The 23152-nt window shown below is 58.6% G+C and carries 23 protein-coding genes; 14 read left to right on the top strand and 9 right to left on the bottom strand.

The features are described 5' to 3' along the window. Positions 1-11: 11 nt before the first annotated feature. Both TU82_RS19010 and TU82_RS19005 read right to left on the bottom strand, forming a co-directional pair. Complete coding sequence (locus TU82_RS19010) at positions 12-356, bottom strand: phage holin family protein (RefSeq protein WP_057724804.1); 345 nt, start codon at positions 354-356, stop codon at positions 12-14. Positions 357-948: 592 nt separating this feature from the next. Then, the gene (locus TU82_RS19005) at positions 949-1683 is read right to left on the bottom strand and encodes a LexA family transcriptional regulator (RefSeq protein ID WP_057724803.1); all 735 of its coding nucleotides are present in this window, start codon (positions 1681-1683) and stop codon (positions 949-951) included. A 233-nt stretch (positions 1684-1916) separates the two neighbouring features. Between TU82_RS19005 and TU82_RS19000 the strand changes: the two genes are divergently transcribed. The 6 genes from TU82_RS19000 (at position 1917) to fdxA (ending at position 7071) form a co-directional block, all read left to right on the top strand. After that, a complete protein-coding gene (locus TU82_RS19000; RefSeq protein WP_057724802.1) occupies positions 1917-2405 on the top strand; it encodes a Panacea domain-containing protein in 489 nt (162 codons plus the stop codon). Next, positions 2398-2769 carry a hypothetical protein gene (locus TU82_RS18995; protein WP_057724801.1) on the top strand — a complete coding sequence of 124 codons (372 nt, stop codon included), beginning with the start codon at positions 2398-2400 and terminating at the stop codon, positions 2767-2769. Before TU82_RS19000 ends, TU82_RS18995 begins: the two co-directional genes overlap by 8 nt. Positions 2770-2810: 41 nt before the next feature. Beyond that, on the top strand, positions 2811-3338 hold the full coding sequence (locus TU82_RS28035) for a hypothetical protein (protein ID WP_231982736.1): 528 nt from the start codon (positions 2811-2813) through the stop codon (positions 3336-3338). 16 nt (positions 3339-3354) lie between these two features. Beyond that, positions 3355-3636 carry a DUF3077 domain-containing protein gene (locus TU82_RS18990; RefSeq protein ID WP_057724800.1) on the top strand — a complete coding sequence of 94 codons (282 nt, stop codon included), beginning with the start codon at positions 3355-3357 and terminating at the stop codon, positions 3634-3636. A 377-nt stretch (positions 3637-4013) separates the two neighbouring features. Then, positions 4014-6605, top strand: coding sequence for a DNA mismatch repair protein MutS (mutS, locus tag TU82_RS18985; protein ID WP_057724799.1), 2592 nt, complete (start codon positions 4014-4016; stop codon positions 6603-6605). A 142-nt stretch (positions 6606-6747) separates the two neighbouring features. Beyond that, complete coding sequence (gene fdxA, locus TU82_RS18980; protein WP_030139464.1) at positions 6748-7071, top strand: ferredoxin FdxA; 324 nt, start codon at positions 6748-6750, stop codon at positions 7069-7071. Between the two features lie 462 nt (positions 7072-7533). On the opposite strand, the gene apbC is transcribed toward fdxA, so the two are convergent. Further along, entirely contained in the window at positions 7534-8628 is a 1095-nt protein-coding gene (apbC, locus tag TU82_RS18975; RefSeq protein WP_057724798.1) for an iron-sulfur cluster carrier protein ApbC, read from the bottom strand. Between the two features lie 171 nt (positions 8629-8799). Here apbC and metG point away from each other — a divergent pair, with 171 nt between their 5' ends. From metG to TU82_RS18955, 4 genes are all read left to right on the top strand, one after another. After that, the gene (gene metG / locus TU82_RS18970; protein ID WP_057724797.1) at positions 8800-10851 is read left to right on the top strand and encodes a methionine--tRNA ligase; all 2052 of its coding nucleotides are present in this window, start codon (positions 8800-8802) and stop codon (positions 10849-10851) included. An 87-nt stretch (positions 10852-10938) separates the two neighbouring features. Then, on the top strand, positions 10939-11919 hold the full coding sequence (rsxB, locus tag TU82_RS18965) for an electron transport complex subunit RsxB (protein ID WP_057724796.1): 981 nt from the start codon (positions 10939-10941) through the stop codon (positions 11917-11919). A gap of 69 nt (positions 11920-11988) precedes the next feature. After that, complete coding sequence (gene nth, locus TU82_RS18960) at positions 11989-12627, top strand: endonuclease III (protein ID WP_057724795.1); 639 nt, start codon at positions 11989-11991, stop codon at positions 12625-12627. Between the two features lie 107 nt (positions 12628-12734). Then, the gene (locus TU82_RS18955; protein WP_057724794.1) at positions 12735-12917 is read left to right on the top strand and encodes a PA3496 family putative envelope integrity protein; all 183 of its coding nucleotides are present in this window, start codon (positions 12735-12737) and stop codon (positions 12915-12917) included. A gap of 88 nt (positions 12918-13005) precedes the next feature. On the opposite strand, the gene TU82_RS18950 is transcribed toward TU82_RS18955, so the two are convergent. The 3 genes from TU82_RS18950 to TU82_RS18940 form a co-directional block, all read right to left on the bottom strand. Continuing rightward, complete coding sequence (locus TU82_RS18950; protein ID WP_003188986.1) at positions 13006-13638, bottom strand: response regulator transcription factor; 633 nt, start codon at positions 13636-13638, stop codon at positions 13006-13008. 627 nt (positions 13639-14265) lie between these two features. Beyond that, on the bottom strand, positions 14266-15483 hold the full coding sequence (locus TU82_RS18945) for an argininosuccinate synthase (RefSeq protein WP_017738284.1): 1218 nt from the start codon (positions 15481-15483) through the stop codon (positions 14266-14268). Positions 15484-15612: 129 nt separating this feature from the next. Continuing rightward, positions 15613-16521, bottom strand: a complete 909-nt coding sequence (locus tag TU82_RS18940) for a flagellar protein MotY (protein ID WP_057724793.1) — start codon at positions 16519-16521, stop codon at positions 15613-15615. 156 nt (positions 16522-16677) lie between these two features. On the opposite strand from TU82_RS18940, the gene pyrC reads away from it, so the two are divergent. Then, complete coding sequence (gene pyrC, locus TU82_RS18935; protein WP_057724792.1) at positions 16678-17724, top strand: dihydroorotase; 1047 nt, start codon at positions 16678-16680, stop codon at positions 17722-17724. Continuing rightward, the gene (gene rnt / locus TU82_RS18930) at positions 17721-18395 is read left to right on the top strand and encodes a ribonuclease T (RefSeq protein WP_057724791.1); all 675 of its coding nucleotides are present in this window, start codon (positions 17721-17723) and stop codon (positions 18393-18395) included. The genes pyrC and rnt overlap by 4 nt, the downstream gene beginning before the upstream one ends. 260 nt (positions 18396-18655) lie before the next feature. On the opposite strand, the gene TU82_RS18925 is transcribed toward rnt, so the two are convergent. Further along, entirely contained in the window at positions 18656-19258 is a 603-nt protein-coding gene (locus tag TU82_RS18925; protein ID WP_057724790.1) for a peroxiredoxin, read from the bottom strand. Positions 19259-19502: 244 nt separating this feature from the next. On the opposite strand from TU82_RS18925, the gene TU82_RS28030 reads away from it, so the two are divergent. Both TU82_RS28030 and bfr read left to right on the top strand, forming a co-directional pair. Beyond that, complete coding sequence (locus TU82_RS28030; protein WP_082632038.1) at positions 19503-19721, top strand: bacterioferritin-associated ferredoxin; 219 nt, start codon at positions 19503-19505, stop codon at positions 19719-19721. Positions 19722-19921: 200 nt separating this feature from the next. Beyond that, the gene (gene bfr, locus TU82_RS18920) at positions 19922-20392 is read left to right on the top strand and encodes a bacterioferritin (protein ID WP_057724789.1); all 471 of its coding nucleotides are present in this window, start codon (positions 19922-19924) and stop codon (positions 20390-20392) included. 192 nt (positions 20393-20584) lie between these two features. On the opposite strand, the gene grxD is transcribed toward bfr, so the two are convergent. Both grxD and TU82_RS18910 read right to left on the bottom strand, forming a co-directional pair. After that, positions 20585-20923 carry a Grx4 family monothiol glutaredoxin gene (gene grxD, locus TU82_RS18915; RefSeq protein ID WP_057724788.1) on the bottom strand — a complete coding sequence of 113 codons (339 nt, stop codon included), beginning with the start codon at positions 20921-20923 and terminating at the stop codon, positions 20585-20587. A gap of 99 nt (positions 20924-21022) precedes the next feature. Then, positions 21023-23131, bottom strand: a complete 2109-nt coding sequence (locus TU82_RS18910) for a molybdopterin oxidoreductase family protein (RefSeq protein ID WP_057724787.1) — start codon at positions 23129-23131, stop codon at positions 21023-21025. Positions 23132-23152 lie beyond the last annotated feature (21 nt).

Here is a 23152-nt window from a genome sequence, read left to right as displayed (position 1 = left end):
CCTTGCAGCGGTTACTGCTGATCCGGGCGAGAGGTCGGGGCCTCGTTGACCCCGACGCGCCTGGCCGCCCAACGTTCATAAAGGCCGATGGCCACGTCCGCGCCGGCCATGGCGGTCAGGCAACCTATGGCTCCGGCGGTCCAGATCGACATACCGGCGGCGTAGCACAGCATCAAGGCCGAGACCCCGCAGACCATGCACGCCCCGGACCTTAGCGCCAGGCGCCGAACCAGCGACCAACCGCGGGCGCCTTCCTTGTCGGCGCGCCACATCTCGCCGGAAACGCCGCCGACCAGAGCCAATATGATCACCAGCCAGATAGGCATTTCCGCTAACGCTTGTTGTTCGTTTGTCATGTCACGCCTCCTGGCTGAGCACTGAATAGTCCGTTTTTCAATTACACACACTTCGATAGGTAGGCATTCCAAAAAGCCCGGTCGCCCGGGCTTTTCAGTAATGATGTCCTCGGACTTTCGGCGCTACTGGCGCGGTACGGTCCTTTCCTGAATATTTTTCCGACCACGATCCCTGTCTGCCGGATAACTGCTTCTGGTGCTTTACGCTGCACACCCGGGTCAGTTGCCAACCCTCTGAACCGTCAAGGCCGGTTCATCGATGCCTGTTCTTGAAGCTGGGTGAAACTAAAGAGCGTCGGCATCCTTGCCGGTGTTGCCTGGCATCCCTGCCATCGCTCTGATGGCGTCCTTGCCGATGTTGCGTGCCTTCCCTGTCTTCCTTGGCAGCATCCTTGCCACCTCCACCAGGCCTTGTTGGCTGGCTTGAGATGAAGAATATGCATGTATGCATATACAGTCAATGCATAAATGCATTTATTTTGGCGATCGGGATGCACCAACGCATTGGAAGCCCTGCGCGCAACGGGTTTGCCGGTTTTCTGAAGACGAAAAAAAGCCCGCTCGTTGGCGGGCTTTGGCTTACGTAAGGAGGTTAACGGGCATACATGCCCCACCAGAAAACATGACCGAGGATGCTGATCTGCTCATCCTGTATATCCTGGAAGCTGTAGTCTTCATCCGGATGTTCTTCACGGTTGAAGCTGCGCAGGCGAATCCCGGAAGGCAGGCGGTAGAGCTGTTTAACCCGCAGCTGTCCATTGTGATTGATGGCATACAGGTCACCATCAACGATGTCTCCGATCCCGCTCTTGCCGGCATTTACCCCCACCGTCGCGCCATCGCGCAGTACTGGCAGCATACTGTTGCCACGCACCGTCACGCATTTGGCCTGGTCGAACTGCACGCCGTTGTGCCGAAGGCTGCGCTTTCCAAAACGCAGGCTGGCTTTCTCGCTTTCCTCGATGACGAATCTTCCTGATCCAGCAGCCAATTCAACCTCGCGCAGAAAGGGGATCGACACCTCGTCATCATTAACGGGCGTGTCGTCGTCCCACAGGCTTATGTCCTTGAGTTCCGAATGCATCGGGTCGCGCGCGTCATCACGCAAAGCACCCACCCCGGCGCGCCCGCGCAGGTGGTCGGTACTGACGCGGAAGTACTCGGCGATGCGCGAGATGTGTTTGTCCGACGGATCAACGATCTTGCCGCTGAGGATCCGGGACAGGGTGGATTGAGGCACGCCGGTGCGTCGGTGCAGCTCCGTGGGGGAGATCCGGTCGCGGTCCAGCAGCTCTTTCAAGACGATAGAAACGTTGCGTTTTTGCATAACGCGGATATTGACGGGAGTTTTTGAGCTTGGCAAATGCTAATTTGCATATTTATGCATTAACCCCCCAATTTCAATTAGCCGAAACAAAATACTGTATATACAGCCAGCTATTTTGCGCTCTATTATCCCGCCAGCTTGATAGTGCCGCCGGGCGACACCTTGCTTGTCGACAACTAAGGGCCTATGTATAAGACTCTGTAACAACATAGCCAGCAACGACGGAGGTGCTCATGGCTTATTCAGCGCTAGCTGTCGCTAACGCCTTCATTGAACGCTCGAAGGAAGGAAAGCTTTCGGGCCTGACGCCCATGAAGCTGCAAAAACTGCTGTTCTATACGCAGTCCTGGCATCTGCGCGAGCGGGATCAACCGCTCATGGATGACCACTTTGCGCGCTGGCAATATGGCCCGGTCATCCCGTCGCTGTACCATGAGTTGAAATCCTACGGTAATCGCCCGGTGACGTCGCTTCTCAGCAACCTGAAACCCGACGCCGAAGACATTGTCTTCGTTACACCGAGGGTTCCCGAGAGCGATACCTACACCCATCGTTTGATTGACCGGATCATCAACAAATACGGCAAATGGTCCGGCACTCAACTGTCCAACCTGTCCCACGAGGACGGCACAGCCTGGGCCCTAAAGGGTGCCGACGGCTCCGCCATTGACTGGGAAGACATGGCGACACTCATTCACCCAAAGAGCCGCATCCGTGAGTGAAGAACTCGACAATCTTGAACTGACCCTGCCCCCGGTGGCAGGGCCTGACCAGGACTCCCAAGCCGGTGGCGAGCAAGCCATAGGCCCCGACGATGAAAGAAACCAGAATCTCAAAGACCAGAAGGCTGAAAGGCAACTGCGCAAGAAGTATGCGGGGCGTGCGTTTTGGTTTGCGGCTTGTGGCGTGATTTTTTGGGCGGTTCTGTTGGTGTGGAATGGGTGGTCGACGTATTACTCGGGTAAAGCGCCGTTCTCGGATAACGTGTTAATTGCCATCACTACGGCGACTTCAATCAATTTGTTTGCGGCGTTTCTTGGGGTGATCAGAGGGCTGTTTCCGGCTAGTGGCCGTAGGTCCAGATAGCCTGTTGGACCGCGCAGTAATTCCAACTTTGAAGGATTAATATGCTGCGAAAAAGCCAGATCATCACTCTCCCGGCATTGATCGCATCGGTACTTTTACTCACAGGCTGTCCGCCACCAGCTGAATTCACACAGTGGCAGCGTGCCTCCACGAGCGTCGATGATGTTAAGGCTGCGATGGCGGAATGTGGTGACCCTGTAGGCGGCTCATTGACTCAATTACCCATAAATGAACAGGTACTCCAATTTCAATGCATGCAACTTCTGGGATTTAAACGTAAAGACGGTTTTGAGTTCTGTGATGTCATGAAAGACACTCCGGCCTGCGTTGAAGCAAAGAAAGGTCGTCCACTAAGCGTGTCCGAGCTTGAGGCTTTGCCGTTTAAAGATGATGACGGTTTCTACCCGATAAAACCCGATTCTGGCCGGTTTGAAGACATGCAGTTTCGTGCAATGGCGGCTGTGCGTGGGAGACCTTCGGGTCTGCCGGGTTCCTGTATCTCCGGTTTCTCAGCCTGCGCACAGCTGCCACCTATTCGCCTGAGAACGAACGTGGTAGCTCTCACTTGATATGGGAGTTTTACCAATGACTGCTACAAATCCGCCTGCGTTAACCACCCTCGGCGTCACCCCCTTCTCCTTTCACTCCGACCAGCCTCTATTCCGCGTCAACAGCGGTGTTTCCCTGCAAGAAGCCTTGCACCACGCCTCCGATCTTCTCCATGTCGCCAAGATGCTCGCAGAAGATGCGGCGATGACCAAGGAGACGGACCGTTATGCCTGGGCGTCGCATTACTTGCAGGAGATGGTCAAGGCGGTGATTGATGATGTGGTGAAGGTGTTGGATTCGCCCGGCAACATTCAGTAAGGCGATAAAAAGAAGGGGGCGGTGTATTTGAATGAATGCGCTGCGCCCTTCTTCTATTTCTACCTGGTCGTTTGCGACCTGCGAAGGGTCGACTTCGCATGTTAACCTTGCGCCCATCGCAAAAAATGCTGGGCCAAGCGCCCAATGCCGATCAGTTAAGCGACCAGGATTGGGCAAGGTGTGAGGTTTTCGAACTTCAGCGATGCGGGTGATGCGGTCCGCAGGTACAGCGCGGTGATCCCATCGCAGCCTCGCTAAAGCTCGACAGCTCCCACATTCGACCTGCTTTGTTTTGACGTGCGCATTTCCAAACTGATCGACACTGGACCACGCGCCCCCTTTGCCCCATCACTTTCAACGAATTTGCCTATTACCCAATGAGTAAAAACACCTCCGATCTGTCCTCCCACACGCCAATGATGCAGCAGTATTGGCGCCTGAAAAACCAGCACCCTGATCAGTTGATGTTCTATCGCATGGGCGACTTCTACGAGATCTTCTACGAAGACGCGAAGAAGGCCGCCAAGTTGCTGGATATCACCCTGACCGCGCGCGGGCAGTCGGCTGGGCAGTCGATCCCGATGTGTGGGATTCCTTACCATTCATTGGAAGGCTACCTGGTCAAGCTGGTGAAGCTGGGCGAGTCGGTGGTGATCTGTGAGCAGATTGGCGACCCGGCGACCAGCAAGGGGCCGGTGGAACGTCAGGTGGTGCGCATTATTACGCCGGGCACGGTGAGTGATGAGGCGCTGCTGGATGAGCGTCGCGACAACCTGATCGCTGCGGTGTTGGGCGATGAGCGTTTGTTCGGCCTGTCGGTGCTGGATATCACCAGCGGCAACTTCAGCGTGCTGGAGATCAAGGGTTGGGAGAACCTGCTGGCGGAGCTGGAGCGTATCAATCCGGTGGAGTTGTTGATTCCGGATGATTGGCCCAAGGATTTGCCGGCAGAGAAGCGCCGTGGGACCAAGCGCCGTGCACCGTGGGATTTCGAGCGTGATTCGGCGCTGAAAAGTTTGTGCCAGCAATTCTCCGTACAGGACCTCAAGGGCTTTGGCTGTGAGACCTTGACCCTGGCCATCGGCGCCGCCGGCTGCCTGCTCAGCTACGCCAAGGAAACCCAGCGCACGGCCCTGCCGCACTTGCGCAGCCTGCGCCATGAACGCCTGGACGATACGGTGGTTCTGGATGGCGCCAGCCGTCGCAACCTGGAGCTGGACACCAACCTGGCGGGCGGGCGCGATAACACGCTGCAATCGGTGGTGGACCGCTGCCAGACTGCGATGGGCAGCCGCTTGCTGACCCGATGGTTGAACCGTCCGCTGCGGGATTTGACCGTCCTTCAGGCACGTCAGACGTCTATTACCTGCCTGCTTGACGGCTATCGCTTTGAAAAGCTGCAGCCGCAACTCAAGGAAATCGGCGATATCGAGCGCATCCTCGCGCGGATCGGCCTGCGTAACGCGCGGCCCCGTGACCTGGCGCGCCTGCGGGACGCGTTGAGCGCCCTGCCGCAACTGCAAGTGGCAATGACCGAACTGGACACGCCGCACCTGCAACAGCTTGCAGTCACCGCCGGCACTTACCCGGACCTCGCGGCGCTGCTGGAAAAGGCCATCATCGACAACCCGCCGGCGATCATCCGTGACGGCGGCGTTTTGAAAACCGGCTACGACAGCGAGTTGGATGAGCTGCAATCGTTGAGCGAAAATGCCGGGCAGTTCCTGATCGACCTGGAGGCGCGCGAAAAAGCCCGTACGGGCCTGGCTAACCTGAAAGTCGGCTACAACCGCGTACATGGCTACTTTATCGAGCTGCCGAGCAAACAGGCCGAGTCGGCGCCTATCGACTATCAACGTCGCCAGACGCTCAAGGGCGCCGAGCGGTTTATCACCCCGGAGCTCAAAGCGTTCGAAGACAAGGCGCTGTCGGCCAAAAGCCGCGCCCTGGCGCGGGAAAAAATGCTCTACGAAGCCTTGCTTGAGGACTTGATCAGCCGCCTGGCGCCGTTGCAGGACACCGCTGCCGCCCTGGCGGAACTGGACGTGCTGAGCAACCTTGCCGAACGAGCGCTGAACCTGGACCTCAACTGCCCGCGGTTTGTCAGCGAGCCGTGCATGCGCATCGTGCAAGGTCGTCACCCGGTGGTGGAGCAGGTGCTGACCACGCCCTTCGTCGCCAACGACCTGTCGCTGGACGACGACACTCGCATGCTGGTGATTACCGGCCCGAACATGGGTGGTAAATCCACTTATATGCGCCAGACCGCGCTGATCGTGCTGCTGGCACACATCGGCAGCTTCGTGCCGGCGGCCAGTTGCGAGCTGTCCCTGGTGGACCGGATTTTCACCCGGATCGGTTCCAGCGACGACCTGGCCGGTGGGCGCTCGACGTTTATGGTGGAAATGAGCGAAACCGCGAACATCCTGCATAACGCCACCGACCGTAGCCTGGTGTTGATGGACGAAGTAGGACGCGGCACCAGCACGTTCGACGGCCTGTCCCTGGCATGGGCGGCGGCCGAGCGTCTGGCACATTTGCGCGCCTATACGTTGTTTGCCACACACTATTTTGAGCTGACGGTGTTACCGGAAAGCGAGCCGCTGGTAGCCAACGTGCACCTCAATGCCACCGAGCACAACGAGCGCATCGTGTTCCTGCACCATGTGCTGCCGGGCCCGGCCAGCCAGAGTTATGGCTTGGCGGTCGCGCAGTTGGCCGGCGTGCCCAATGATGTGATCACCCGCGCCCGCGAACACCTGAGCCGCCTGGAAACCACGGCCCTGCCCCATGAAACCGTGGTCGCCAGCCCCGCCAAGGCCAGCAGGAAACCCGCCGCGCCGCACCAGAGCGACCTGTTCGCCAGCCTGCCCCATCCGGTACTCGATGAGCTGGCCAAACTTGATCTGGATGACGTGACGCCGCGTAAAGCGCTCGAAATGTTATATGCACTGAAGACTCGGATATAACGCACACGCGTGCAAGCTGGTAGACTCTCGCGCGGTTTGGGATGCTGCGGGCTTTTAGCCTGGCCTGCAGACTATCGCTCCCGAACCTCGCGAGCCCTGCCACACAGGGTTTCGCTGCCGCCGCCTGAGGAGAAAATTAGAAATGACCTTCGTCGTCACCGACAACTGCATCAAGTGCAAGTACACCGACTGCGTAGAAGTGTGTCCGGTGGACTGCTTCTACGAAGGCCCGAACTTCCTGGTCATCCACCCGGACGAGTGCATTGACTGCGCTCTGTGTGAACCAGAATGCCCGGCTAACGCTATTTTCTCTGAAGATGAAGTACCTGCGGGTATGGAAAACTTCATTGAGTTGAATGCCGAGCTGGCAGACATCTGGCCGAATATCACAGAGAAAAAAGACGCGCTGCCCGATGCAGAAGAATGGGATGGCAAGACCGGCAAGATTGCAGATCTCGAACGCTGATAGCAGCGTCGTTGCCAAAAAAAAGGCCCTTTGCGGGCCTTTTCTGCGTTTTCATGTAGCCGTTTTCACTTTTCTACAGGCGAAAAAAAGGGCGGTATGACCCGCCCATATTTTTTCCCTAGTCCCTTTAATCCTTTTCATCGTCCTGATGAATCGCATCCTGCGACATTCCTTCAAACCACCGTTCCTTGATGGCTGTGCCAATCCGTGGACACAGGGCTGATGTTAGAGCGTTCCCAGATAAGTTCAACGGGATCCAAATGGGCGGCGGCCAGCCACCGATGCTCAAGCGACATTAAATAATTGTTTTATTTCAAACAGTTAGAAATGTCGCTCGCCGAGTCGAGACGCTCGCTCCCGGTAAAAAAACCGAATACCTACATGAAGGTAAGCGAATGCTTACACGACTCATTGGGAAAAGAGCGTCACAAGCCTGGGCGGTACCGTTCCTACACAGTTGGTTCAGTCGTCGCTGACGGTAATCGTCGGCATCGCAGGACTGGTCGCCTCCTGCAGCACTATCCGCGCGCCCACATGGCGGGCCAGCTCCTGATACACCATGGCAATCTGACCATCGGGCTCGGCAGCCACGGTGGGCTTGCCGCCATCGGCCTGTTCACGAATAGACATCGATAGCGGCAACGAGGCGAGCAGTTCGACGCCGTATTGGGTCGCCAGCTTCTCGCCACCGCCCTCGCCGAAGAGATGTTCGGCATGGCCGCAGTTGGAGCAGATGTGCACCGCCATGTTTTCCACCACGCCCAGCACCGGGATGTTGACCTTGCGGAACATCTCCACGCCTTTCTTGGCGTCCAGCAACGCCAGGTCCTGCGGCGTGGTAACGATCACCGAACCGGCCACCGGGACTTTCTGCGCCAGGGTCAGCTGGATATCGCCGGTACCGGGGGGCATGTCGATCACCAGATAGTCCAGATCGCCCCAGGCAGTCTGGGTGACCAATTGCAGCAACGCACCGGAAACCATCGGCCCGCGCCAGACCATGGGTGTGTTGTCATCGGTCAGGAAGGCCATGGACATGACTTCCACACCCAGGGACCCGATCGGCACAAACCACTTCTGGTCCTTGACCTTGGGCCGCGTACCTTCGGCAATGCCGAACATCACACCTTGGCTCGGGCCATAGATATCGGCGTCGAGGATGCCCACGCGCGCACCTTCGCGGGCCAGGGCCAGGGCCAGGTTGGCGGCGGTGGTGGATTTACCCACGCCGCCCTTGCCCGACGCCACGGCGATCACATTCTTGACGTTGGCCAGGCCGGGGATCTGTGCCTGGGCCTTGTGCGACGCGATCACGCATCGGATGTCGACCTTGGCCGAGCGCACGCCGTCCAGGCCTTCGATGGCCATCTGCAGCATCTGCGCCCAGCCGTTTTTGAACAGGCCGGCGGCATAGCCCAGCTCCAACTGGACCGATACCTGGTCACCCTGGACCTCGATGGCCCGCACACAGCCGGCACTGACCGGGTCCTGGTTCAAATAGGGGTCGGTGTACTGGCGAAGAACGGCTTCCACCGCTGCGCGATTGACGGCGCTCATGGGCTACTCCCGAAAAAGACTGACTGAAACAGGCGGCTATCCTAACCGTTCCAGGCCGCCAGCGGCATGCTTTCGCAGGATGGGAAGATGCTGAAACAGCACCACGGGGTGAAATAAATTTCCCGGCGCTTTATAGTGGCCGACCTCCGTTTCATCAAGTAGCCGAGCCCCATGTCCGAGCCACGCAAGATCCTCGTCACCAGCGCCCTGCCCTATGCCAATGGTTCCATCCATCTTGGCCATATGCTTGAGTACATCCAGACCGATATGTGGGTGCGCTTCCAGAAGCATCGCGGCAATCAATGCATCTACATCTGCGCGGACGACGCCCACGGTTCGGCCATCATGTTGCGCGCCGAAAAGGAAGGCATCACCCCGGAACAACTGATCGCCAATGTGCAGGCTGAACACAGCGCCGACTTTGCCGAGTTCCTGGTGGAGTTCGACAACTTCCACTCCACCCACTCCGACGAAAACCGCGAGTTGTCGAGCCAGATCTACCTGCGGTTGAAAGAAGCCGGGCACATCGACCAGCGTTCGGTGACCCAGTATTTCGACCCGGAAAAGAAGATGTTCCTGGCCGACCGCTTCATCAAGGGCACCTGCCCGAAATGCGGCACCGAAGACCAGTACGGCGACAACTGCGAAAAATGCGGGGCGACCTACGCACCGACCGACTTGAAGGATCCCAAGTCGGCGATCTCCGGCGCTACTCCGGTGCTCAAGGACTCGCAGCACTTCTTCTTCAAGCTCCCGGATTTCCAGCAAATGCTGCAAACCTGGACGCGCAGCGGCACCTTGCAGGACGCGGTGGCCAACAAACTCTCCGAATGGCTCGACAGTGGCCTGCAACAGTGGGACATCTCCCGCGACGCGCCTTACTTCGGCTTCGAGATCCCGGGCGAGCCGGGCAAGTACTTCTATGTGTGGCTGGATGCGCCGATCGGCTATATGGCCAGCTTCAAGAACCTGTGCGACCGCACGCCGGAGCTGGACTTCGATGCGTTCTGGGGCAAGGATTCCACCGCCGAGCTGTACCACTTCATCGGCAAGGACATCGTCAACTTCCACGCGCTGTTCTGGCCGGCGATGCTCGAAGGTTCGGGCTACCGCAAGCCGACCGGCATTGCCGTGCACGGCTACCTGACGGTGAACGGGCAGAAAATGTCCAAGTCCCGTGGCACCTTTATCAGGGCGCGCACCTACCTGGACCACCTGTCGCCGGAATATCTGCGTTACTACTACGCGTCCAAACTGGGCCGTGGCGTCGACGACCTCGACCTGAACCTGGAAGACTTCGTACAGAAGGTCAACTCGGACCTGGTCGGCAAAGTCGTCAATATCGCCAGCCGTTGTGCCGGGTTCATCCACAAGGGCAACGCGGGTGTGCTGGTCGCTGACAATGCCGCCCCGGAACTGACCGATGCATTCCTGGCCGCCGCGCCGAGCATCGCCGACGCTTATGAAGCCCGCGACTTTGCCCGCGCCATGCGCGAGATCATGGGCCTGGCCGACCGCGCCAACGCCTGGATTGCCGACAAGGCGCCATGGTCGCTGAACAAGCAGGAAGGCAAGGAAGCTGAGGTCCAGGCAATCTGCGCCACCGGCGTCAACCTGTTCCGTCAGTTGGTGATCTTCCTCAAACCGGTGCTGCCGCTGCTGGCCGCCGATGCAGAGGCGTTCCTCAACGTCGCGCCGCTGACCTGGAGCGACCACGCCACGCTGCTGGGCAACCATCAGTTGAACGCGTTCAAGCCGCTGATGACCCGCATTGACCCGGTGAAAGTCCAGGCCATGACCGACGCTTCGAAAGAAGACCTGGTCGCCAGCCAGACCGATACCGGCGCCACTGCGCCTGCAGGTAACGGCGAATTGGCCAAGGACCCTATATCCGCTGAAATCGAGTTCGACGCCTTTGCCGCCGTGGACCTGCGGGTTGCACTGATCGTCAGGGCCGAAGCCGTGGAAGGCGCCGACAAGCTGCTGCGCCTGACCCTGGACCTGGGCGGCGAACAGCGCAATGTGTTCTCCGGCATCAAGAGCGCTTACCCGGACCCGTCCAAGCTCGACGGTCGCCTGACCATGATGATCGCCAACCTCAAGCCACGAAAAATGAAGTTCGGCATCTCTGAAGGCATGGTGATGGCAGCCGGTCCTGGCGGCGAAGAAATCTATCTGCTCAGCCCGGACAGCGGCGCCAAGCCGGGTCAACGCATCAAGTAAACCCTGCAAGATGCCCCGGCGTTTGCGCGTCGGGGCTTTTCAGCCCGCCCACGTCGGCGGGCCGGGCGTCAACGCTATGATCAAAGCATGAACCTCATTCAACGTATCGACGCGCTGCTACCGCAGACTCAATGCGGCAAGTGCGGGCACCCGGGCTGCAAGCCTTACGCCGAAGGCATCGCCAACGGCGAGGCCATCAACAAGTGCCCACCGGGTGGCCAGGAAGCCATCGCCGGGCTTGCGCAGTTGCTGCGCGTGCCGGTACTGGCCCTGGACACCAGCCGCGGAGACGCGCCGGCCCAGGTCGCCTATATCCGTGAAGCTGAATGCATCGGTTGTACCAAATGCATCCAGGCTTGCCCGGTGGACGCCATCGTTGGCGCCGCCAAGTGGATGCACACGGTGATAATCCACGAGTGCACCGGTTGCGACCTGTGTGTGGCGCCCTGCCCTGTGGACTGCATTGAGATGCGCCCACTCGCTGAGGTCCTGCCTATTGTGGGAGGCCTGGCGCACAGCGACGATGAGCGGCGCGAACGTGGCCTCAAACGCGACCGCGCACGGCGGCGTTTCGAACAGCGCAACGCGCGCCTGCAACATGAGCACGCCTGTAGACTCGCCGAACGCCAGGCACGAACCAAGCGCATTGAGCCCGTGGCAGTGGCACAAGCCGATAGCCATCAGGCGGCCCAGGATGCAGCGATCAAGCGAGCCAAAATCAATGTCGCCATGAGCCGCGCTCAACTGCACAAATCCCTGAAGGCGTTTGGGCACCCTCCGACCTTTGAGCAACAGTCGCAACTGATTGTCCTGCAAAGGCAGTTCGAAGCCTCGGAGCAGGCGCTTGCCGCGCTGGAAATCAACAGCCCGCCACCGCCGCCGACCACCAAAAGTGCTGAACTCAAGCGCGCGAAGATACAGCTGGCAATGCGCCGGGCAGCATTGAAAAAGGCCCAGGATCAGCAGGCTGGCGAGCAGCAACTGGCAAGTTTGAGTGCCGCGCTGAACGCCGCCGAGCAGACGCTGCATGATGCCGAGGCTACTTACGACGCCAGCGATAACACCTGACACATAGCTGACGCCGCGCTGTGTATTGGTACAATCACGTCGACCGCCTGCAAGGAAACGTCCGCCCTTATGAACGCTGCAAAACGCCTGGAAATTTTCCGCAGGTTTCACGAAGACAATCCGGAACCCAAGACCGAACTGGCCTACTCCTCGCCGTTCGAGCTGCTGATCGCAGTGATCCTTTCGGCGCAATCCACGGACGTCGGCGTCAATAAGGCCACGGCCAGACTGTTCCCGGTGGCCAACACGCCGGAGGCGATTTACGCCTTGGGTGTGGAAGGGTTATCCGAGTACATCAAGACCATCGGCTTGTACAACAGCAAGGCCAAGAACGTGATCGAGACGTGCCGCCTGCTCATGGAACTGCACGCAAGCGAAGTACCGCAAACCCGCGAAGCCCTCGAAGCATTGCCCGGCGTGGGCCGCAAGACCGCCAACGTCGTACTCAATACGGCGTTTCGGCAGTTGACCATGGCGGTGGATACGCACATTTTTCGCGTCAGCAACCGAACCGGCATCGCCCGCGGGAAGAATGTGGTGGAGGTTGAGAAACAGCTGATGAAATTCGTCCCCAAGCCCTATCTGCTCGATTCCCACCACTGGCTGATTCTTCACGGACGCTATGTTTGCCAGGCGCGCAAGCCTCGGTGCGGCAGTTGTCGGATCGAAGATCTCTGTGAATACAAGGACAAGACCTCCGACGATTGAGGGTTGCTGGGCTTTCCCTATCAATCGATTGAAAAAATCTTTTTTACGCGTTCGTGGATTATCGCTATAAGGAGCGCCAACGGCAGTCTTAGCCTGGAGTGAACCTTATGAGCACTGGCAAAGAACAACTGGAAGTAGATGACGAATTGGTGGAGCTGGAAGACGATGAGGCGCCGGCGCCCGTCCCGGAGGTGGCCAAGACCAATTTGAGCAAACGCCTGATTATCGACAATCTCCTGGAAGAGCGGCGCTTGCAAAAGCAATTGGCCGATTACGACTTCGACCTCTGACACTCCGGCAGCTGGCCGGAAGCCTCCCTGACGGAGGCTTTTTTGTGCCGGTTTTTACAACGGCGTCAGAATGGCGAAGCGCCCCTCCTCACACCAGACCATTGCGCTGGGCCAGCTCTATCAGGTCGACGAGCGATCGAGCATTGAGCTTCAATAGCAGGCGTGTCTTATAGGTGCTGACGGTCTTGTTACTGAGGAACATGCCGTCGGCAATCTCCTTGTTGGTTTTGCCACGGGCCAGCTGTTGCAGCACCATCATCTCCCGCCCCGACAAACGTTCGACCATGTCTGCTTCGCTGGCGTTGCCCATGGTGGACCGCACCGAGTTGAGCGCCTGGTTCGGGAAGTAGCTGTAGCCGGAAAGCACCGCCTTGATGGCGCTCAACAACTCGGTCAGGTCCTGCTGCTTGCACACGTAGCCGGCGGCCCCGGCCTGCATGCAACGCATGGAAAAATGCCCCGGCGCCTGGGACGTCAGCACCAGCACCTTGAACGATACGGCTTGCTTGGTCGAGGCCAGCCGGCAAATAACTTCAAGGCCATCGAGTTTGGGGATGCCGATATCCAATATGACAATGTCCGGCATATGTTCCCGCGCAAGTTGCAGCGCATCGACACCGTTATCAGTCTCGGCAACGACCTCATAACCATGACGCTCCATGAGCATGCGCACAGCAAGCCGAATGACGGGATGATCATCCACGATCAGCACTTTATTCATGAGAAAGTCCAATTTCGCTGTTCGAATTATTTAGAGAAAGCACAATAGCCTAGTCGTCTGCTAGTTGGCATAGCGTGCCCCCCCGAGCAACAGCAGGCAGAGACCCACCCCACAAGAAGAAAGGAATTAGCCTACAAAAATTCGCCAACTTTAGTGTATTGGACTTTATGGAACCCTTCAGACCTTTCCCTGCTCGTACATATTTTGAGTGAAATATCTTCATCCCTGGACCTACGCAGTAAACGTGGCGCACAGGTCTCTCAGGAAATACCCCTTGCTTGCCATTGCGACTTATACAAACGGCTGAAAAACCCGCGTCAGTTTCAGTTCCATTTAACATATTTATATACACCCAATTTTCCTACAGAAAATTCCACAAATCACATTTCCTTTGCGCCTACATGAGTGAATTTTCTGTAAGACATAGTTCCTATCTAGATGTAAAAAACCTTTCTTCAGGAAAGTAGTTTTTATGAATTGAAAAAAATTCGAAAAAACTTGAGAAAATTCTTAAACACACTCCAAACATTTTTAAACGTCGCCCACCCTGATTAATGCTTTTATAGGTATCTTCAGGGCAAAAAAAAGCCCCTTGCAAAAGGGGCTTTTTCAAAACAAGCAAAACACTCAGAACAACTTGCGTCCTTTGTTGGCCGCGATGCGCATGCGCAAGGCGTTCAACTTGATGAAGCCCGCTGCATCCGCCTGGTTGTAGGCACCGCCATCTTCCTCGAAGGTTGCGATGTTGGCATCAAACAAAGACTCATCGGATTTGCGACCGGTCACGATCACATTGCCCTTGTACAGCTTCAGGCGCACCACACCGTTCACATGGGCCTGGGAGGCGTCGATCATCTGCTGCAGCATCAGACGCTCAGGGCTCCACCAGTAGCCGGTATAGATCAGGCTGGCGTACTTGGGCATCAGCTCATCCTTGAGGTGAGCCACTTCACGGTCCAGGGTAATGGACTCGATGGCGCGGTGAGCGCGCAACATGATGGTGCCGCCCGGTGTTTCGTAGCAGCCGCGGGACTTCATGCCCACGTAACGGTTCTCGACGATGTCGAGACGACCGATGCCGTGTTCACCACCAATACGGTTCAGGGTCGCCAGCACAGTGGCGGGTGTCATCTCGACACCATCGAGCGCGACGATGTCGCCGTTGCGGTAGGTCAGTTCCAGGTACTGTGGCTTGTCTGGCGCGTTCTCCGGGGAGACGGTCCATTTCCACATGTCTTCTTCGTGCTCGGTCCAGGTGTCTTCCAACACGCCGCCTTCGTAGGAGATGTGCAGCAGGTTGGCATCCATCGAGTACGGGGATTTCTTCTTGCCGTGACGCTCGATCGGGATGGCATGCTTTTCAGCGTAGTCCATCAGCTTTTCACGGGACAGCAGGTCCCACTCACGCCAGGGCGCAATCACTTTCACGCCGGGCTTGAGCGCGTAGGCGCCCAGTTCGAAACGCACCTGATCGTTACCCTTGCCGGTGGCGCCATGGGAAATGGCGTCAGCGCCGGTTTCGTTGGCGATTTCGATCAGGCGCTTGGCGATCAGCGGACGTGCGATGGAGGTACCCAGCAGGTACTCGCCTTCGTAGACGGTGTTGGCGCGAAACATCGGGAAAACGAAATCGCGGACGAATTCTTCGCGCAGGTCGTCAATGTAGATCTCTTTCACGCCCATGGCTTGCGCCTTGGCACGTGCAGGTTCGACCTCTTCGCCCTGACCCAGGTCAGCGGTGAAGGTCACCACTTCACAGTTATAAGTATCCTGCAGCCACTTGAGGATCACCGAAGTGTCCAGGCCGCCGGAATACGCGAGAACGACCTTGTTTACGTCGGCCATGCCATCACTCCACGGGGTTGTACGGAAAGGCGACGATTCTACCGATCAAAACCGCGAAATTACAGGGGCGCGACAGCAAATGAAGATAAAGCGACAGATTATGTCGAACGGGCGACCGATGATCGCACCTTAGGAGGTCGCTGCAGGGTTGCTGGGAGCGACGGCCTGGGGCGCCGGCTTCTCGGGCGCAGCCGCGCGCTCGAGCTGCACGTTGACCCGACGGTTGCGCGCCCGGTTGGCGGCATTGGTGTTGGGCGCCAAGGGGTAGCTTTCACCGTGGAAACGCATGGTGATCTGGGATTCCGGGATGCCGTTGGCCTTGAAGTAGTCCACTACCGCCAAGGCACGGCGCCGTGAGACATCCCGGTTGGTCAGGCGGTTGCCGCTGTTATCCGAATGGCCGTTCAACTCGATATGGTTGACCGTGGGGTCGGCTTTCATGAACGCGACGATCACCGACAGTTTCTTCCTGGCCGCCGCATCCAGTTCGATGCCACCACCGGGAAAGCCGACTTCCGTCTGCTTGACCTGATCGTAATTCATCGGCAACAGCTTGGCTGTACACAACTGATAGTCGTTGTAGGCTTTGTTGAACTTCACCGGCAGCAGACGAATTTCCGAATAACCACCCGCGCGCTCGTAATGCCGCACGGTCGGGCTGCGGCCTTCGAGCAGGCCGGTGAACAAGCGCCCCGCCTGGGCCTGGGAGCTGTTAAACAGCACATCACCACTGCCGACGCGTACCGCACCGAGGTTGATGTCGCCGCGGCCCGGTTGCCAGGGCGCAGCGGCGGCCAGCAACGTGGCGGAGCCGGCACCGAGCGAACCGTTGGAGGCTTTGAGGCGAAATGTCGCCTGCTCGCCCGCCCGACGCACGAACTCACCCGAACCGAAATCGGTGATCGGCTGGGTCAGGCGGCACTCGAACTGATCGCCCTCCACTTTCCACTCAATATTCTCCAGACGCGTCTGGAACGTGAGGGCCATTGCGGGCAGGCTGGCGAACACACTGAGCAGGGCTAGATAATGCTGGCGCACGGGAGGCTCCACTGGTTTCTACAACACTTCAAAGCGTCATACATCGTTAAGGCATACCCAGTGCTATCGGTTGCATCCTGCAAAACTTGATAGCGAGTGCCTGCACGAGTCTTTTCCGGTAGCATTCCCACCAGATTGACCCGCCTGGAATCCCCAATGTCCGACCGCCTGACCCTGCTGCGTCCCGACGACTGGCATATACATCTTCGCGATGGTGCTGCGTTACCCCACACCGTGGCCGATGTCGCGCGCACCTTTGGCCGCGCCATCATCATGCCTAACCTGGTACCTCCGGTGCGTAACGCCGAGCAAGCCGACGCCTATCGCCAGCGGATCCTCGCTGCACGACCGGCCGGCAGCCGTTTCGAACCGCTGATGGTGCTCTACCTCACCGACCGCACCCAGCCTTCGGAGATTCGCGAGGCCAAGGCCAGCGGTTTCGTGCACGCCGCCAAGCTGTACCCGGCCGGCGCGACCACCAACTCCGATTCCGGCGTGACCAGCATCGACAAGATCATGCCGGCCATCGAAGCCATGGCCGACGTCGGCATGCCGCTGTTGATCCACGGTGAAGTCACCCGTGGCGATGTCGACGTGTTCGACCGCGAAAAGATCTTCATCGACGAGCATATGCGCCGCCTGGTCGAGCTGTTCCCGACCCTCAAAGTGGTGTTCGAACACATCACCACCGCAGACGCCGTGCAGTTCGTCACCGAGGCTTCGGCCAACGTCGGCGCGACCATCACCGCACACCACCTGCTGTACAACCGTAACCACATGCTGGTGGGCGGGATTCGGCCGCACTTCTATTGCCTGCCGATCCTCAAGCGCAACACCCACCAGGTGGCCTTGCTTGACGCCGCCACCAGCGGCAATCCGAAGTTTTTCCTCGGCACCGATTCCGCACCCCACGCCCAGCACGCCAAGGAAGCCGCCTGCGGTTGCGCGGGGTGCTACACCGCGTTTGCCGCCATCGAGCTGTACGCTGAAGCGTTCGAACAACGCAACGCCCTGGACAAGCTCGAGGGTTTCGCCAGCCTCAACGGCCCGCGCTTCTATGGCCTGCCGGCCAATACCGATCGCATCACCCTGGTTCGTGAAGACTGGACCGCCCCCGCCAGCCTGCCCTTTGGCGAGTTGACCGTTATCCCGCTGCGCGCCGGTGAAACACTGCGCTGGCGCCTGCTGGAGGAAAGCAAGTGAGTGAAGACCATTACGAGGACGACCAGGAACACGGCGGTGGCGGCGGTTCGCGCCATCCGATGGCCGAGCGTTTCCGCGGCTACCTGCCTGTCGTTATCGACGTAGAAACCGGCGGTTTCAATTGCGCCACCGACGCCTTGCTGGAAATTGCCGCGACCACCATCGGCATGGACGAGCAGGGCTTCGTGTACCCGGACCATACCCACTTCTTCCGCGTCGAGCCGTTTGAAGGGGCCAACATCGAAGCGGCCGCCCTGGAGTTCACCGGGATCAAGCTCGATCACCCGCTGCGCATGGCGGTGAGTGAAGAAGCGGCGCTGACCGATATCTTCCGTGGCGTGCGCAAGGCGCTGAAGGCCAACGGCTGCAAGCGCGCAATCCTGGTGGGGCACAACAGCAGTTTCGACCTGGGCTTCCTGAACGCCGCCGTGGCGCGGCTGGACATGAAGCGCAACCCGTTTCATCCGTTCTCCAGTTTCGACACCGCCACGCTCGCGGGCCTGGCCTATGGTCAGACAGTGCTGGCAAAAGCCTGCGGCGCAGCCGGTATCGACTTCGACGGCCGCGAGGCGCATTCGGCCCGCTACGACACCGAAAAGACCGCCGAACTGTTCTGCGGCATCGTCAATCGTTGGAAACAGATGGGCGGCTGGGAAGACTTCAGCGACTGAGACTCGTCCCGCCAGGTCTGTAGGGGAGCGAGCTTGCTCGCGAAAAACGTCAACGATAACGCGTGCTTGCTGAATGAACGCGGTGCCTGTGAGTTTCTCGCGAGCAAGCTCGCTCCTACAAGGCATTAGGGCTTGCGGCGTGTCAGTGACGTATTTATGGGCTGATACTGCGCAATCACGCGCAAGTCGAATCGTCGCACCGCCCCGCCCATAAAAAAACCGGCCCTCACAGGCCGGTTTTTTTCTACCTTGAATCCGGCTTACAGCTTGCCGGCGTTCTCGGTCAGGTAAGCCGCAACACCTTCGGTGGAAGCGGTCATGCCCTTGTCGCCTTTCTTCCAGTTGGCAGGGCAGACTTCGCCGTGCTCTTCGTGGAATTGCAGGGCGTCGACCAGACGGATCAGCTCTTCCATGTTACGGCCCAGTGGCAGGTCGTTGATGATCTGCGAGCGAACCACGCCCTTGTCGTCGATCAGGAACGCGCCACGGAAAGCCACGCCGCCTTCGGACTCGACGTCGTAAGCCTTGGCGATGTCGTGCTTCATGTCGGCCGCCATGGTGTATTTGACTTTGCCGATGCCGCCATCATTGATGGCGGTGTTGCGCCAGGCGTTATGGGTGAAATGGGAGTCGATGGAAACGGCCACCACTTCAACGTTGCGCGCCTTGAAATCGTCCATGCGGTGATCCAGAGCGATCAGCTCGGATGGGCAGACGAAGGTAAAGTCCAGCGGGTAGAAGAACACCAGGCCGTATTTGCCTTTGATGGCTTCGGACAGTTTGAAGCTGTCTACGATTTCGCCATTGCCGAGGACGGCAGGTACGTCGAAATCCGGGGCTTGTTTGCCGACGAGTACGCTCATTGGGTATCTCCTGATGTAGGGGTGACGATTGAAGTAAAAGGACCGGCCCTGAGTCTGCCGTTTATAAGCGACAGCCCTGTGACGCAGTCACGCTTCGTAAAGACCGACCATCATACACCGAAAAAACCGTTCGTCAGCGCGCAGGCAACGCCCAAGGGATAGTCGATGAAACTACTTTGACAATCATTCTCGTTAACATTAAGATCCATCGCACTTAAGCCCTGAACCCGCGACGGTCTCCCTTATGTATGTGTGCCTCTGTACTGGCGTCACCGACGGACAAATCCGCGAAGCAATCTATGAAGGTTGCTGCAGCTACAAGGAAGTGCGTGAAACCACCGGCGTTGCCAGCCAGTGCGGTAAATGCGCATGCCTCGCCAAGCAAGTGGTACGGGAAACCCTTACGCAGTTGCAGACAGCCCAGGCTGCGACGCCGTATTCAGCAGAATTTACACACGCTTGAATAGGCGTGTTTTAAACAACCGGACCCTGTGTCCGGTTTTTTTATGTCTGCAATTCAATTAGTTAGCGCCAAGACGCGGAACACAAACATTCTTATTCCGATTAATTTTCATTTATTATTCAATAACTTAGGTTTGACACCAGGATTGTCGCCGCTCAAACTCCGCCCATACACAGCTATTACAGGGCAGGACCCCAGTCATGAAAGGCGACATCTCAGTCATCCAGCAACTCAACAAAATCCTTGCCAATGAACTGGTCGCGATCAATCAGTACTTTCTGCATGCACGCATGTACGACGATTGGGGCCTGGAAAAGCTGGGCAAGCGCGAATACAAAGAATCCATCAAGGCCATGAAGGACGCCGATGCGCTGATCAAACGCATCCTGTTCCTGGAAGGCCTGCCGAATGTGCAGGATCTGGGCAAGCTGAATATCGGCGAGCACACCCAGGAAATGCTCAGCAGCGACCTGGGCTTTGAACGCAAGAGCCACAGCGACCTGAAGGCCGCCATCGCACACTGCGAAGCCACTGGCGACTATGGCAGCCGCGAATTGCTGGAAGACATCCTGGAAGACCAGGAAGAACACATCGACTGGCTGGAAACCCAACTGGGCCTGATCGACAAGGTCAGCCTGGAGAATTACCTGCAATCGCAGATGGGCGAATAACCCCTGCGGCTCTTATTTTTACTGTAGGAGCGAGCTTGCTCGCGAAGAACTCAGCGCCACCGCGTTTATCCAGAATGAACGCGTTGCCTGGGCGTTTTTCGCGAGCAAGCTCGCTCCTACAGAGAAGCCAAAAAAAGCCCCGCTCTCTTATGAGAAGCGGGGCTTTTTATTGCGGCGCCTTTTACAGAAGCATCACGCTTCGGTCTTGGCTGCCGCTTTTGCCGCTGCGTCTTTGACCAGCGCTTGCAACGAGCCATCAGCTGCCATTTCAGTGATGATGTCGCTACCGCCAACCAGCTCACCGGCTACCCACAGCTGCGGGAACGTCGGCCAGTTGGCGTACTTTGGCAGGTTTGCGCGGATTTCAGGGTTTTGCAGGATATCCACGTAAGCGAACTTCTCGCCACACTGCATCACAGCCTGGGAAGCCTTCGCGGAGAAACCGCACTGAGGCGCGTTTGGCGCGCCTTTCATGTAAAGCAGAATGGTGTTGTTGGCAATCTGCTCTTTGATCGTTTCGATGATATCCATGGAACACCTCTGCAGGAACTTTGCGACTCACGGGTCGGCACGGTGGCGCATTGTAACGCAAAAAACCTGCAGCATGCTCGGGCGCGCCGACAGCCAGCCTCAAGCTGCCGATACGTTCACGGGTACGCCGTTGAGCGCCGCATTGCCTGACAACTCGTCCAATTGCCGTTCGTCGGTCAAGTCATTGGCACTCGCCCCGGGCTGGCCGCTGGCGATGCTCATCTGCACACCCGGGCGCCCGTGCCCCCAGCCGTGGGGCAGGCTGACCACGCCTGGCATCATGTCCATGCTGGCCACTACCTCGATTTCGACCATCCCGATACGCGAACTGACACGCACCCGTTGACCGTCGCTCAACTGCCGACTGGCCAGGTCGTCGGGGTGCATCAGCAGGTGGTGGCGCGGCTTGCCCTTCACCAGTCGGTGATAGTTATGCATCCAGGAATTATTACTGCGCACGTGGCGACGGCCAATCAGTAGCAGTTCGTCAGCCACAGGCAGCGGTTGCGCGGCAAAACGCGCCAGGTCAGCCAGGATTACCGCCGGCGCCGCCTGCACCTTGCCGTCGACGGTTTTGAGCCGCTCGGCCAGGTTCGGCTTGAGCGGCCCCAGGTCCACACCATGGGGATGATCGGCCAGCATCGCCACTGACAGCTTGTGCGCCGATGCGTCGCCGTAAGTCCCGGCGCGCAATCCAAAGTCGATCATCTGCGCGGGCGGCATCGTCGGCTTGAGCACCGCGCCGGTATGTGCCGCAAACGCCTTGGCCAGGCCGACGAAGATTTCCCAGTCGTGCAGCGCACCCTCGGGCTTGGGCAGGATCGCGCGATTGAAGCGCGTAACGTTGCGCACCGCGAACATATTGAAGGTGGTGTCGTAGTGATCATTTTCCAATGCCGACGTGGACGGCAGGATCAGGTCGGCATAGCGCGTGGTCTCGTTGATATAGAGGTCGACACTGACCATGAACTCCAACCCGTCCAGCGCCTGCTCCAACTGACGGCCGTTGGGCGTCGACAATACCGGGTTGCCGGCCACCGTCACCAGGGCGCGGATTTGTCCTTCACCTTCGGTGAGCATTTCCTCGGCCAAGGCAGATACCGGCAGTTCGCCGCCATACTCGGGACGCCCGGACACGCGGCTCTGCCAGCGGTTGAAATGCCCTCCCCCGGTCGAGGCCACCAGGTCCACCGCCGGCGTGGTGCACAAGGCGCCGCCCACGCGATCCAGATTGCCGGTGACCAGATTGATCAACTGCACCAGCCAATGACACAACGTGCCGAACGCCTGGGTCGAGACGCCCATGCGCCCATAACACACGGCCTTGTCCGCAGCCGCGAAGTCCCGCGCCAACTGGCGGATCTGCTCGGCAGGCACCGCGCATTGGCGGCTCATGGTCTCGGCGGTAAACCCGACGATTGCCTGGCGCACGCTGTCGAGCCCCTCGACCGGCAAATGGCTGTCGCGGGTCAAGCCCTCCGCAAACAGCGTGTTGAGCAGCCCGAACAACAACGCCGCGTCGCCGCCGGGGCGCACGAACAGATGCTGATCGGCAATCGCCGCCGTCTCACTGCGTCGAGGGTCAACCACCACCACTTTGCCGCCACGGGTCTGAATCGCCTTGAGGCGTTTCTCCACATCGGGCACGGTCATGATGCTGCCGTTGGAGGCCAGAGGGTTACCGCCCAGGATCAACATGAAGTCGGTGTGGTCGATATCCGGAATGGGCAGCAACAGGCCATGGCCGTACATCAGGTGACTGGACAGGTGATGGGGCAGTTGGTCCACCGACGTGGCAGAGTAGCGGTTACGGGTTTTCAGCAGGCCGAGAAAGTAATTGCTGTGGGTCATCAGCCCGTAGTTATGCACACTGGGGTTGCCTTGGTACACCGCCACCGCATTTTGCCCGTGCCTGGCCTGAATGCCCCCAAGGCGTTCGGCTACCAGCGCAAACGCATCTTCCCACGGGATCGGTTGCCATTCACCGCCGACGCGCAACATGGGCTGGTGCAGGCGGTCCGGGTCATTCTGGATATCCTGCAATGCCACGGCTTTAGGACAGATGTGCCCGCGACTGAAGGTGTCCAGCGGGTCGCCCTTGATTGAGGTAATCGTCAGGCCGCCGTCTGCGGCTTGAGTGGTTTCCAGGGTCAGGCCGCAGATGGCTTCACACAGGTGGCAGGCACGGTGATGGAGAGTCTTGGTCATGGCCAGTCTCTTTTATAAGGG

Origin of the sequence: Pseudomonas orientalis, assembly GCF_001439815.1 — a bacterium.
In the GTDB taxonomy this organism is placed as follows: Bacteria; Pseudomonadota; Gammaproteobacteria; order Pseudomonadales; family Pseudomonadaceae; genus Aquipseudomonas; species Aquipseudomonas orientalis.
The sequence above is the reverse complement of the archived record's forward strand: the minus strand, read 5'-3'. Positions and strand labels throughout refer to the sequence as shown.